The sequence below is a fragment of the Streptomyces macrolidinus genome, from assembly GCF_023887685.1.
In the GTDB taxonomy this organism is placed as follows: Bacteria; Actinomycetota; Actinomycetes; order Streptomycetales; family Streptomycetaceae; genus Streptomyces; species Streptomyces macrolidinus.
Window position 1 is genome coordinate 291200 of the sequence record NZ_JAMWMR010000005.1, and the last position, 12851, is coordinate 304050.

Genomic DNA, 12851 nt, shown 5'->3' on the forward strand with positions numbered 1-12851 from the left:
CGTCAGGTCACGTCGTCATAGCCGTTCACATGGTCCGGCGGCGGCAGCTCGGAGGCGCGGCTCGCGCTCACCGCCTCGACCTCACCGATCTCCTCGGGCGTGAGGTCCAGCTCGGAGGCCTCGTCGTCCGACGGCCCCTGTGCCTCGCGCCGGGCCCGGCGGCGGTCGTTGAGCAGCGAGAAGCCCACCGCCACGAAGAACAGCCCCCAGATCGGCGCCGCCAGCGCCAGCATCGACATCGGGTCGGCGCCGGGCGTCGCCACGGCCGCGAAGGCGGCGATGCCGACGACCATGCCGCGCCACCAGCCGAGCATGCGGCGTCCGGACAGGATCCCGGTGAGGTTGAGCATGATCAGCAGCAGCGGCATCTCGAAGGAGAGGCCGAAGACCACCACCATGCGCGTGACCAGGTCGAGGATCTTGTCCAGCTCGAGCAGGTTCTCCGCACCCTGGGGCGTGAGGTCGATCATGACCTTCGCCGTGGTGGGCAGCACGTTGTAGGCGAGATAGCCGCCGCCGAGGAAGAGCGGGAAGCCGGCCGCGACGAACGCGTACGCGTACTTCTTCTCGTTACGGTGCAGACCCGGCGCGACGAACGCCCAGAGCTGGTACAGCCAGATCGGTGCCGACACCACCACACCCGCGGTCAGCGAGGCCTTCAGCGCCAGCGTGAAGGGCGTCAGCAGGCCGGTGACCGTGACGTGCGCGCAGTGCCCTTCCTTCTTCTTCGCCAGTTCCCCGAAGGACTGCGCACAGCCGACCGCGTCCAGCAGCGGCTTGGTGATGAAGTTGATGATGTGCTGGTAGAAGAAGGCGGCCACGATCGTGACGACGAGGATCGCCAGCACGGCCTTCGCGAGCCGGTTGCGCAGCTCACGCAGATGATCCACGAGCGGCATACGCCCCTCGGGGTCTCTCTCCTTCTTGCGGGCAGACTTGGGCAACCCACATCCTCATCTCGTGCAGCGGCCCGGAGATGCCCCGGGTCCTCGCGTCAGCGCTGGGTCTTGTCCGTCTGCTCGTTGACCGGCCGGGAGCTGGTCACGTCGCCCGGGGAGGCCTGGATCGTGCGCTGGGCCTGCGCCTGCTCGTCGGCCGGAGCGGACGCGGCGGACTTGGCCTCGTCCTTCATCGCCTTGGCCTCGCTCTTGAGGATCCGCGCGGACTTGCCGAGCGATCGAGCCATGTCCGGAAGCTTCTTCGAGCCGAACACGAGGACGATCACCAGAACCAGGAGCACCAGGTGCCACGGCTCAAGTGCGTTGCGGAACATAAGTCTTCACCTTCTCACTGAGGCGGGGCGGCGGGCCATGTCTGACCGATCGGACGGCTGTCTGACCATCGTGTTGGCCATCGTGCTGGCAGCGATGGTAACGCCCGGGGATGAATGCGAAACAATCCCTGCGCGAACTGCTGCCCCGCGGACCGCGCCTTCTTTCCGGGCCGCGATCAGAAGCGTACCTGGCAGGCTCGGACAGAGGACAGGGCGAGGTTCCGCACATCACGCGACCGAGGGGCATACCGGGCAATTCGCTCGCATTCACAGCGATTCCACCGAACGGGCCGTCCGCACGGCCGCCCGCTCCAGATCCTCCGCGGCCCGATTGATCCGCCGGGCCGACTCCGAGACCTGCACCCCGAGGCGCCGCGCCTCCACGAAGACCCGCACGGCGAACACACCGAGCACAGCAAGACCCAGGAACCCCGCGGCAACCGCGAACATCGGCCAGAACATGCCCCGAGGTTAGACGGTCGAGTGGAGCCGCAGCGTCCTGACCCCACCGCCCGTGAGCAGCTCCACGATCCGCTCACCGGCCGGCTTGCGCACCACGGCACCGCACTCGGGGCACGTGAAGGAGTAGAACGTCGTCCGGCTGCTCGCCCCGATGGCCAGCCGCAGCGCGCTCGCCCCCAGCTCGAAACGGGCCCGGCAGTCGGGACAGCCCGCCCGGAACACCACCGGGACCACATTGCGCATCCCGGCGAACGCCGTCGCCACCGACATCTCCTGCACCCCGGCCGCCACCGACTCGCTCACAGCCCCCGCTCCCGCCCGTCCCCGGACTCCACAGCAGACCCCGCGGCCTCCAGCTCCTCGTACGCCGCCAAGGCCTCGGCCGCCGCACGCCGGGCACTGTCGGCCAGCTCACCCGGCGCGACGATCCGCCCGTCCCGGCCCAGCCGCAACGCCAGCCGCCGCAGCGAAGCCGGATCAGGGGTCCGCAAGGTGATCCGCAAGCCACCGTCCGGCAACTCGTCCGCACTGTCATGCGGGTAGTACTCGGCGACCCAGCGCCCGGCCGGACCGACCTCGACCACCACCTCGGGATCCTCCGCCGCGGGCTGGACCAGCCCCTCGGACAGATCCCGCAGCTCGACCTCCGGCGGCGCCGACGGCTCCTCCAGCACCCGGATCTCGGCGACCCGGTCCAGCCGGAACGTACGGCGCGCCTCGGACCGGCGGCACCACGCCTCCACATACGTGTGCCCGACGCTCACCAGACGGATCGGATCGATCTCCCGCTCCGTCACCTCGTCACGGGCCGGCGAGTAGTAGCGGATCCACAACCGGCGGCGCTCGGAGATCGCCCGGTCGACGTCCGCGAACACACCGCCCTCGGACTCGAAGCTCACCGAGAGACGAGAGCTGGCACCCGCCGCCTCCCCCGCAGCGGTCTCCACCTTCGCCGTGGCCCGCAGCAGCGCCTGCCGGTCACCCTCCCGCAGCCCCGGCAGCGTGGCCACCGCCCGCGCCGCCACCAGCAGCGCCGTGGCCTCATCGGCCGCCAGCCGCAACGGCTCGGCCGCGTCCGCGCCCAACGCGGCCGGGTTGTGCCACCAGATGTGCTCACCATCGGTGTCGATGTCCAGCAGATCCCCACCGCGGAAGCTCGTCCCGCACATGGGCAGCACATCGAGATCCGAGACCAGCTCGTCCTCACTGATCCCGAACGCCCGCGCCACATCCTCCACCCGCGCACCGGGGCGCTCCCGCAGATACGTCACCAAGGACAGCATCCGCCGGGTCTGATCGATGGCGTTCGCCGGCCTGGCCGGTCTACCTGCCACTGTCGTCCCTCTCCCGCTCAGCCCTTGGCCACGGCACGCAGCCGGTCCACCACGTCGGCACGCAGCTCCGCGGGCTCCAGCACCACCACATCGGGCCCGAACTCCACCAGCCAGGCATCCAGGCCGTGCCCGTACGGAATCTCCAACTCGTCCCAGCCGTCGCCCCGTTCCCGCACGGCCGTGGCCTTCGCCCGCAAGGGGTACCCCGCGCCCGTACGCAACCGGATCCGCGCCGAACGGTCCGCGCCCTCACCCGCCCAACCCGCGACGGTCTCACGGACCGTCACCACATCGGGCACCTCCGCCGTGAACTTCCCCGGACGCGTCCGCACCCGGCCGGTGATCCGCGAGAGCCGGAACACCCGCTCGGCACCGCGATCCCGGTCCCAGCCCGCCAGATACCAGTGGCCACGCCAGCACTCCAGCGCCCACGGCTCCACCTGCCGCGACTCAGGACGCGCGGCAGTCGCCTTGCGATAGTCGAAGACGACAGGACGACGGTCCCGGCACGCCAGCATCAACGGCTCGAACGCGACCTCGTGCACCGGGATACGCGGCTCCAGCGCACCGTGCGCCTCGTACGGATCGACATCCTCCGGCAGCCCCGCCGCACGCAGCTTCTGCAACGCGCCACTCGCGGCGCCCGCCAGCCGCGCCTGCTGCCACACCTTCGCGGCCAGCCCGAGAGCCGCCGCCTCCTCCGCGTCCAACGTGATCGGCGGAAGACGATTGCTGTCACGCCGCGCCAGATAGCCGACCTCGCCGTCCAGGTTCTCCACGGTCTCGATGACCAGACCCAGCTCGCGCAGATCGTCCTTGTCCCGCTCGAACATCCGATTGAACGAGTCATCGGACGCGGCGGCACCCTTCTCCGCCCCGAAGGCCTCCATATAGGCCTCGATGGACTCGCGCAGCTCGCGCTTGCTGAGCGGCCGACGCGTCCCGAGCAGACACAGCGCCAGGTTCATCAGCCGCTCGGCCTTGGCAATGGCCATCGACGCCCTTCGCCTTCCCTATGGTGCTTACGACCGATGACCGTACCCCCCACAGGTGTCGTGGCAAAAGCCGAGGGCCCATGCCCGGCCGGGCATGGGCCCCACACGATCGTCTCCGATCAGGCCTCTCGGACCGCTCAGACCGCGACCAGATCGCAGACGAAGATCAGCGTCTCGCCCGGCTTGATCCGGCCACCACCCGCGCCACGGTCACCGTAGGCGAGGTGCGCGGGAATGGTGAGCTGACGACGGCCACCCACCTTCATGCCCTGCACACCCTTGTCCCAGCCCTGGATGACCTGACCGACACCCAGCTGGAACTGCAGCGGCGTACCCCGGTTCCAGGACGCGTCGAACTCCTCACCCGTGGAGAACGCCACACCCACGTAGTGAACCGAGACGGTGTCACCCGCCTTGGCCACCGGGCCGTCCCCCTCCCAGATGTCCTTGATCTCGAGGTCGGCCGGGGGCTCGCCACCCGGGAAGTCGATCTCGGGCTTCTCGATGCTCACGTCAAAAGCTCCTGCGTGTTCGTGTTGTTCGTGTTGGGGCCACAGCGGCAACACCGACACTCTCACATCCCCGCAAGGGTTACATCTTCACCAGGAGCCCCACCGCCCCCACCCCCGCGAACGAACCGGCACGAGAAGGGCGCCGCACCACCGTACGACGCCCACCACGCGCTCCGGCCACGAAGGCCACGAACTCCCGCCTCACATCCCCGCGATCAACTTCTCCACCCGGTCGTCCACCGAACGGAACGGGTCCTTGCACAACACCGTGCGCTGCGCCTGGTCATTGAGCTTCAGATGCACCCAGTCGACCGTGAAATCACGCCGCTGCTCCTGCGCACGCCGAATGAAGTCACCACGCAACCGCGCCCGAGTCGTCTGCGGCGGAACCGACTTGCCCTCGAAGATCTTCACATCGTTGCAGATCCGAGCGGCCTGCCCCTTCTTCTCCAACAGGTAGTACAGCCCACGACGCCGATGAATGTCGTGGTAAGCGAGATCTATCTGCGCGACCCGCGGATGCGACATCGTCATGTTGTTCTTAGCCCGATACCGCTCGATGAGCTTGTACTTCATCACCCAGTCGATCTCGGTCGCCACCCGGTCCAGATCCTCGGACTCGATCGCCTCCAACGTGCGACCCCACAACTCCAGAACCCGCTCCACCGTGCCGGTACGAATACCCCGGCGCTCGCAGAAGTCCACCGCCTTCTCGTAGTACTCCCGCTGCACCTCCAACGCCGACGCCTCACGACCGCTCGCCAGCCGCACCTTGCGACGACCCGTGATGTCATGACTGACCTCGCGGATCGCCCGGATCGGGTTCTCCAGCGTCAGATCCCGCATCACCGTCCCCGCCTCGATCATCCGCAGCACCAGATCCGTCGCACCGACCTTGAGCAACATCGTCGTCTCCGACATGTTCGAGTCGCCCACGATCACATGCAGCCGGCGATAGCGCTCCGCGTCCGCATGCGGCTCATCGCGCGTGTTGATGATCGGCCGGGAGCGCGTCGTCGCCGAACTGACACCCTCCCAGATGTGCTCCGCCCGCTGACTGACGCAGTAGACGGCACCCCGCGGCGTCTGGAGCACCTTGCCCGCACCACACAGCAACTGCCGGGTGACCAGGAACGGAATCAGGATGTCCGCGAGCCGGGAGAACTCCCCATGACGAGCCACCAGATAGTTCTCGTGACACCCGTAGGAGTTGCCCGCCGAATCCGTGTTGTTCTTGAAGAGGTAGACGTCTCCCGCGATCCCCTCCTCATGCAGCCGACGCTCCGCGTCGACCAACAGCCCCTCGAGAATGCGCTCACCCGACTTGTCATGCGTGACAAGCTCCGTCACGTTGTCACACTCGGGTGTCGCGTATTCAGGATGCGAACCCACATCGAGATACAGACGGGCACCATTGCGCAGAAACACATTGCTGCTACGGCCCCATGACACGACACGGCGGAAGAGGTACCGCGCCACCTCGTCAGGCGACAGGCGGCGCTGTCCCCTGAACGTGCACGTGACGCCGTACTCGTTCTCCAGCCCGAAAATGCGGCGGTCCATGACTGAACATTACGCCCGATCTCCCGAGCTGAAACGGGGTTCGACAGCACGGTTCGGACCATTTTCCGAGGAAGCCGCAACCGCCCCCACCGCCACAGGAGCCCCCAGCACCCGCCCCGTGGCCAACAACACCACCAACGCCACCGCCCCCGCGGCACCCGGCACCGCGAAACCCCACACCGTGCCACCCCGCTCGATCACCGGCCCCGCCAGCCCCGTCCCCACCGACGCCCCCACCGTGAACGTCGTCACCAACCAGGAGAACGCCTCCGTGACCGTACCGCTCGGCGCATGCCGGTCCACGATGATGAACGCACACGCGATACACGGCGCCAGGAACACCCCCGCCACCACCGTGAGCACCACCATCGCCACCACCCCCGGCAACAGCATCAACGGCAGATAACACAACGCCAACAGCCCCACCAGCACCCGCAACCGCCGCTCCGGCACACCACTCCACCGCCGCGCCCCGTACACCGACCCACCGACCAGCGCACCCAACCCCAAGCCGGCCATCAGCCAGCCGTACACCGCGTTCCCGCCGTGGTCGTCGGCATACGCCACCGCCGACACCTCGATGGAACCGATCGCGATCCCGACGAACAGGAACGAGCCGAGCAGCACGAGCAGCCCCGGCGAACGCAACGCACCGAGCCAGTGCGCCTCACGCGGCGCCGAACGCCACGCCCGCGACGGCGGAGACAGCACCACGACGAGCGCGCCCAGCACCCCCACCGCATTGAGCGCGATCAGCGCGACCTGCGCGGACCACCAGGCCACGCACACCGTCACCAGCAGCGGGCCGAGGGTGAACATCACCTCCTGCGCCACCGCGTCCATCGCGTACGCCGTGTGCACCTGCTCCTCCCGGCGCAGCACCGCCGGCCACAGCGCACGCAGACCGCCCTCCAGCGGCGGCGTGAACAGCCCGGACACCACCATCGCCCCGTACGCCAGGGTCGGCGGCTCGATACCCGACAGAGCGAACACCGTCATCGCCAGCGCGGACACGATCGCCGCGGGCAACTGCACCCGCGGCTGACCGTGCAGATCCACCAACCGGCCCAGCAACGGCTGCCCCACCGCATTGGCCACCCCATACACCGCGGCCAGCGCCCCGGCCAGGCTGTAACTGCCCCCCTCCGCCCGGACGAACAGCACCACCGCGATCGCCGCGACGGCGTTCGGCAGCCGACCCACCAACGTCCCGACCAGCAGACGAGCCGCATGCCTCGCCCTGAGGATCTCCAGGTACCCGGCGGCCATACCCCATCCTTACGAAGTTTTACGTATAACCAACCCGCCATACGTACCATGAGCGCTAACCGCACGTCCAGACGAAAGAGCAGGTCAACCGTGGCACGAGGGACCACGCGACCCACCAGCCGCGACGTCGCCCAAGCCGTCGGCGTCTCCCAGGCCGCCGTCTCCCTGGTCCTCGGCGACAAATGGCGCGGACGCGTCTCCGAGACCACCGCCGAACGCGTCCGACAAGCCGCACAAGAACTCGGCTACCGCCCCAACCTCGCCGCACGCAACCTACGCCTCGGCCACACCCGCACCATCCTCCTCGTCGTACCCGCCCTGACCAGCGAATTCTTCGCAGGCGTCTACACCGGCGCCGCCACCGTCGCCGCCGAACACGGCTTCGGCGTCGTCCTCTACCCCTCCCCCGAAGGCATCGGCCCCGCCAAGAACCCCTTCCACTCCGCCCGCGCCGCACTCGACGGCATCATCGCCTCCTCCATGGCCGCGGACGCCCTCACCGCCCTCCGCGACGCCCCGCTCCCCCTCGTCATGCTCGACAGCGACCCCCACGCCACCCCCGGCGCCGCAACCGTCAACCTCGACATCCCCGACGGCATGCGACAGATCGCCCACCACCTCCTGGCCCTCGGCCACCGCCACTTCCTCCACCTCGCGGCCGACATCCCCTCCTGGACCTTCACCACCCGAGCCCAAGAACTGGCCACACGCCTCACCACCACCCCCGGCACCACCCTCCGCACCACCCGCGCCCCCCTCACCATCGAAGGCGCCCGCACCGCCACCGAAGCCGCCCTCACCGCCCCCGGCCCCCGCCCCACCGCCCTCGTCTGCGACGACGACAAGCTCGCCATCGGCGCCTACAAGGCCGCCCGCCGCCTCGGCCTCCGCGTCCCCGACGACCTCTCCGTCACCGGCCTCGACGACCTCACCCTCGCCACCGCCATCGACCCCGAACTCACCACCGTCCACCTCGACGCCGAACTCTTCGGCCGACGCGGCATGCAAGCCCTCCTCGCCCTCCTCGAAGGCCACACCCCCGACCAGACCGACATCCCCGTCCACCTGATCGTCCGCGACTCCACCGCCCCATCCCCCTGACCACCGACCCCCACACACGCGTGCGCCCCGACCGAGAACGGCCGGGGCGCACACACGACAGGCGAGGACGCGCGCTCCTCACCCACCCGAACGAGCGATCACTTCTCCGCCCCCGAGGAACCCGAGTCCCCGGAGTCTCCGGAGCCCCCCGAGGTCTCCTCCTCGGCCTCCGAAGCAGCCGTACCGTCACCCTCCAGCAACCGGGCGAGCTGACGACCCACGATCCGCTTGAACTTACGCTGCTGCGGTCGCGTACGGTCCAGCACCGCGACCTCCAGACGATCCGCCGGAATCTCCCGCTCACTGCCGTTCGTATCCCGCGACAGCGCCTGCACGGCCAGCTTCAACGCCTCCACCAACGTCATACCGTCCCGATGACGCTGCTCCAGGAAGCTGCTCACCGGCTCCGCGTTACCACCCACCGCGACCGAACCGTGCTCGTCCACGATCGACCCGTCATGCGGCAGCCGATAGATCTGGTCGCCCTCCGGGGTCTCCCCCACCTCGGCCACCACCAGCTCCACCTCGTACGGCTTCTCCGCCGCACTCGAGAAGATCGTGCCCAGCGTCTGCGCATACACGTTCGCAAGACCCCGCGCGGTCACATCATCACGGTCGTACGTGTACCCCCGCAGATCCGCGTACCGCACACCACCGATCCGCAGATTCTCGTACTCGTTGTACTTACCGGCGGCGGCGAAACCGATCCGGTCATAGATCTCACTGAACTTGTGCAACGCACGAGACGGATTCTCACCGACGAACACGATGCCGTCGGCGTACTGCATCACGACCAGACTGCGGCCGCGCGCGATGCCCTTACGGGCGTACTCCGCCCGGTCGGCCATGGCCTGCTGGGGGGAGACATAGAACGGCGTCGACACCGGTTATCCGTCCCTTTCTGTCGAAGTCATCGGAGCAACGTCATCAGAGCAACGCGGCACTCGGACCGTCGGGCTGCTCCAGGCGCCGCTCCAGGACCGCGCGGGCGATCTCGGAGGACTCCCCGTCGGTGAGCCGACGGCACCCCTCCTCGGTGATCACCGTGACCAGCGGATAGATCCGGCGCGCGACATCCGGACCACCCGTCGCCGAGTCGTCGTCCGCCGCGTCGTACAGGGCCTGGACCACCAGGGTCGTGGCCTGCTCCTCGGACAGGTCCTCACGGAACAGCTTCTTCATCGCACCCCGCGCGAAGAGCGAACCGGAGCCCGTGGCCGCGAAGGCACGCTCCTCGAAGCGGCCACCCGTCACGTCGTAGGAGAAGATACGACCCTTCTCGCGGTCCAGGTCATAGCCCGCGAAGAGCGGCACCACGGCCAGACCCTGCATGGCCATACCGAGGTTGGAACGGATCATGGTCGACAGGCGGTTCGCCTTGCCCTCCAGCGAGAGCTGAACGCCTTCGACCTTCTCGAAGTGCTCCAGCTCCAACTGGAACAGCTTCACCATCTCCACGGCGAGACCCGCCGTGCCGGCGATACCCACCGCCGAGTACTCGTCCGCCGGGAACACCTTCTCCATGTCCCGCTGCGAGATCAGATTGCCCATGGTCGCCCGCCGGTCACCCGCGAGCACGACGCCCCCCGGGAACGTCGCGGCCACGATCGTGGTGCCGTGCGGGGCCTCGATCACACCCTGGGCAGGCAACTGCCGCTTGCCGGGCAGCAGCTCGGGCTGATGCTCGGCGAGGAAGTCCATGAAGGACGACGACCCAGGCGTCAGGAAGGCAGCCGGTAGACGCCCGGTGCTACGAGGGTTGGCTTCCACGCGTTTCCTTCCACGTATGTCGCGGCCCGCCGTATCACGTCGGGCCGATCCTTGAACTGCCCCAGCGCAGCGTTGCAACTGAAGCACAGTACGCCACGGACCCTACCCGTCTCATGGCAGTGGTCCACATGCGCCGCAGGGGCCGCCAGACAGATGCAGCAGACGCCGCCCTGGGAGGCGACCAGCTCGTCACGTTCGGCTTCGGTGATGCCGTACTGGCGCTTCAGATGACCCGCACGGCCCTTGGCTGCCCGGCAGGCCTTGCAACTCGTCGAGAGGCCGTCAGATGCCGTTGCGTTGCGATGCCACTCCCTGTGAGGCTTGACCTCACCGCAGCTCCGACAGAATTTGTGTCCGTCGGGCGTCGCCACTCGGGGTCGAATGTTCTTACCCCTCGCCACTTGCCGAGCCTGGTGATATGCAGCCCAGCATTCCCGACAGTAGGCCTGCAGCCCGTCACGGGCCGACTTGTTGTTGGCGAAGGCTGCTCGCGGCTTGTCCTCCTTGCAGCGCGAGCAGCGCTTCACCATCTGCTGTTCGCTCACTCCCCACCCCGAACTCTCGGATATTAGATTCGAAGGAAATCTAGCAGCCCGGCCTTCATTCCCCACCCTTCTGAACGAATGAGCGAACGAAATCCTCTGCATTCTCCTCGAGGACATCGTCAATTTCGTCCAGCACCGAGTCCACGTCATCCGACAATTTCTCGTGCCGCTCCTTGACGTCCTCCGAAGCCTGCGCGTCCTGCGCCTGCTCCTCGACCTCCTCCGTGGAGCGCGTCGCCTTCTGCTGGCCGCCGCCGGTGTCCTTGGTCGCCATAACCCTCACCCCGCTCAGTTCGCCCGACATGGTCGGCATTCCCGTCGATCGGTGATGATCAGACCCTACTCGCCAGGTCCGACATCGGCCCCGCAGTTGCTCCAACGTACGGGGACCATCTCGATGATTCCCGGTCGCCGTGATTTCCACCCTCGCTCAGCCGCCCGAGAGGACCCTGACCAGATCCTCCGCCGTGCGGCAGCGGTCCAGGAGTTCCTTGACGTGATTACGCGTTCCGCGAAGCGGTTCCAGGGTGGGGACGCGCTGCAGGGAGTCCCGGCCGGGCAGGTCGAAGATCACCGAGTCCCAGGACGCCGCCGCGACGTCGTCCGCGTACTGCTCGAGGCAGCGACCGCGGAAGTAGGCGCGGGTGTCCTCCGGGGGCTTCGTACGGGCCCGCTCGATGGCGTCGTCGGTCAGGAGGCGCTTCATGCGGCCACGGGCGACCAGGCGGTTGTAGAGGCCCTTCTCGGCGCGTACGTCGGCGTACTGGAGGTCGACGAGGTGCAGCCGGGCGGCGTCCCAGTCGAGGTTGTCGCGGCGCCGGTAGCCCTCCATGAGTTCTCGTTTGGCGACCCAGTCGAGTTCGCCGGCCAGGCTCATGGGGTCCCGCTCCAGGCGGTTGAGGGTGTCTTCCCAGCGGGTCAGGACGTCCTTGGTCTGTTCGTCGGCGTCGGCTCCGTAGCGCTCCTCGACGTATTTGCGCGAGAGCTCGTAGTACTCCATCTGGAGTTGCACGGCGGTGAGTGTCCGGCCGCTGCGGAGGGTGATCAGGTGCTTGAGGCTCGGGTCGTGGGAGACCTGGTGGAGGGTGCGTACGGGCTGGTCGACGGCGAGGTCGACGGCGATGAAGCCGTCTTCGATCATGGAGAGCACGAGGGCGGTGGTGCCCAGCTTGAGATAGGTCGAGATCTCGGAGAGGTTGGCGTCGCCGATGATCACATGGAGGCGGCGGTACTTCTCGGCGTCGGCATGGGGCTCGTCGCGGGTGTTGATGATGGGGCGCTTGAGGGTGGTCTCGAGGCCTACCTCGACCTCGAAGTAGTCGGCGCGCTGGCTGAGCTGGAAGCCGTGTTCGTTTCCGTCCTGGCCGATGCCGACGCGGCCCGCTCCGGCGAAGACGGGGCGGGAGACGAAGAAGGGGGTGAGGTGGCGCACGATGTCCGAGAAGGGGGTGTCCCGCTTCATCAGGTAGTTCTCGTGCGTGCCGTAGGAGGCGCCCTTGTTGTCGGTGTTGTTCTTGTAGAGGTGGATGGGCTGGGCGCCGGGGAGCTGGGCGGCTCGTTCGGCGGCCTCGGCCATGATGCGTTCGCCGGCCTTGTCCCAGAGGACGGCGTCGCGGGGGTTGGTGACTTCGGGGGCGCTGTATTCGGGGTGTGCGTGGTCGACGTAGAGGCGTGCCCCGTTGGTGAGGATGACGTTGGCGAGGCCGATGTCCTCGTCGGTGAGCTGGCTGGAGTCGGCGGCTTCGCGGGCGAGGTCGAAGCCTCGCGCGTCCCGTAGCGGGTTCTCTTCCTCGAAGTCCCAGCGGGCCCGGCGGGCCCGGTGCATCGCCGCGGCGTAGGCGTTGACGATCTGGGATGAGGTGAGCATGGCATTGGCGTTGGGGTGGCCGGGGACGGAGATGCCGTACTCCGTCTCGATGCCCATTACTCGCCGTACGGTCATGCGGCCCTCCTTGCCAGGCGGCGCCCTTGGTCGGGGCGGCGCTCCGTTACCGCTGGTGTTCCGGTGCGCGTGCGGTGCCCGTCCC

15 protein-coding genes are annotated in these 12851 nt (G+C 68.1%); 1 reads left to right on the forward strand and 14 read right to left on the reverse strand.

Annotated elements, in window-relative coordinates:
* Positions 1-2 precede the first annotated feature (2 nt).
* The 9 genes from tatC to NGF19_RS08845 all read right to left on the reverse strand — a co-directional run bounded on the left by tatC (position 3) and on the right by NGF19_RS08845 (position 7408).
* Positions 3-944 carry a twin-arginine translocase subunit TatC gene (gene tatC / locus NGF19_RS08805; protein ID WP_252423773.1) on the reverse strand — a complete coding sequence of 314 codons (942 nt, stop codon included), beginning with the start codon at positions 942-944 and terminating at the stop codon, positions 3-5.
* A gap of 50 nt (positions 945-994) precedes the next feature.
* Positions 995-1273 (reverse strand): Sec-independent protein translocase subunit TatA, encoded by a 279-nt coding sequence (tatA, locus tag NGF19_RS08810; protein WP_252423775.1) that lies wholly within the window; start codon positions 1271-1273, stop codon positions 995-997.
* A gap of 267 nt (positions 1274-1540) precedes the next feature.
* Complete coding sequence (locus NGF19_RS08815) at positions 1541-1735, reverse strand: hypothetical protein (RefSeq protein ID WP_252423777.1); 195 nt, start codon at positions 1733-1735, stop codon at positions 1541-1543.
* Positions 1736-1744: 9 nt separating this feature from the next.
* The gene (locus NGF19_RS08820; RefSeq protein WP_252423779.1) at positions 1745-2038 is read right to left on the reverse strand and encodes a phage terminase large subunit family protein; all 294 of its coding nucleotides are present in this window, start codon (positions 2036-2038) and stop codon (positions 1745-1747) included.
* Positions 2035-3069: a helix-turn-helix transcriptional regulator gene (locus NGF19_RS08825; RefSeq protein WP_252423781.1), complete on the reverse strand. Its 1035-nt coding sequence runs from the start codon at positions 3067-3069 to the stop codon at positions 2035-2037. The genes NGF19_RS08820 and NGF19_RS08825 overlap by 4 nt, the downstream gene beginning before the upstream one ends.
* Positions 3070-3086: 17 nt before the next feature.
* Positions 3087-4064, reverse strand: coding sequence for a helix-turn-helix transcriptional regulator (locus NGF19_RS08830; RefSeq protein WP_252423783.1), 978 nt, complete (start codon positions 4062-4064; stop codon positions 3087-3089).
* Positions 4065-4201: 137 nt separating this feature from the next.
* Entirely contained in the window at positions 4202-4576 is a 375-nt protein-coding gene (locus NGF19_RS08835; RefSeq protein ID WP_252423785.1) for an FKBP-type peptidyl-prolyl cis-trans isomerase, read from the reverse strand.
* A 201-nt stretch (positions 4577-4777) separates the two neighbouring features.
* Complete coding sequence (gene pafA, locus NGF19_RS08840) at positions 4778-6139, reverse strand: Pup--protein ligase (protein WP_252423786.1); 1362 nt, start codon at positions 6137-6139, stop codon at positions 4778-4780.
* Positions 6140-6148: 9 nt separating this feature from the next.
* Positions 6149-7408: an MFS transporter gene (locus NGF19_RS08845; RefSeq protein ID WP_252423796.1), complete on the reverse strand. Its 1260-nt coding sequence runs from the start codon at positions 7406-7408 to the stop codon at positions 6149-6151.
* Between the two features lie 90 nt (positions 7409-7498).
* On the opposite strand from NGF19_RS08845, the gene NGF19_RS08850 reads away from it, so the two are divergent.
* Entirely contained in the window at positions 7499-8509 is a 1011-nt protein-coding gene (locus NGF19_RS08850; protein WP_252423798.1) for a LacI family DNA-binding transcriptional regulator, read from the forward strand.
* Between the two features lie 98 nt (positions 8510-8607).
* Here NGF19_RS08850 and prcA read toward each other — a convergent pair whose 3' ends face one another.
* The 5 genes from prcA to dop form a co-directional block, all read right to left on the reverse strand.
* A complete protein-coding gene (gene prcA, locus NGF19_RS08855) occupies positions 8608-9393 on the reverse strand; it encodes a proteasome subunit alpha (protein WP_252423800.1) in 786 nt (261 codons plus the stop codon).
* A gap of 43 nt (positions 9394-9436) precedes the next feature.
* Complete coding sequence (prcB, locus tag NGF19_RS08860; RefSeq protein WP_252423802.1) at positions 9437-10279, reverse strand: proteasome subunit beta; 843 nt, start codon at positions 10277-10279, stop codon at positions 9437-9439.
* Positions 10231-10809: an endonuclease VII domain-containing protein gene (locus NGF19_RS08865; RefSeq protein ID WP_252423874.1), complete on the reverse strand. Its 579-nt coding sequence runs from the start codon at positions 10807-10809 to the stop codon at positions 10231-10233. The genes prcB and NGF19_RS08865 overlap by 49 nt, the downstream gene beginning before the upstream one ends.
* 70 nt (positions 10810-10879) lie before the next feature.
* A complete protein-coding gene (locus tag NGF19_RS08870; RefSeq protein WP_252423876.1) occupies positions 10880-11098 on the reverse strand; it encodes a ubiquitin-like protein Pup in 219 nt (72 codons plus the stop codon).
* A gap of 156 nt (positions 11099-11254) precedes the next feature.
* Entirely contained in the window at positions 11255-12766 is a 1512-nt protein-coding gene (dop, locus tag NGF19_RS08875) for a depupylase/deamidase Dop (RefSeq protein ID WP_372505621.1), read from the reverse strand.
* Positions 12767-12851 lie beyond the last annotated feature (85 nt).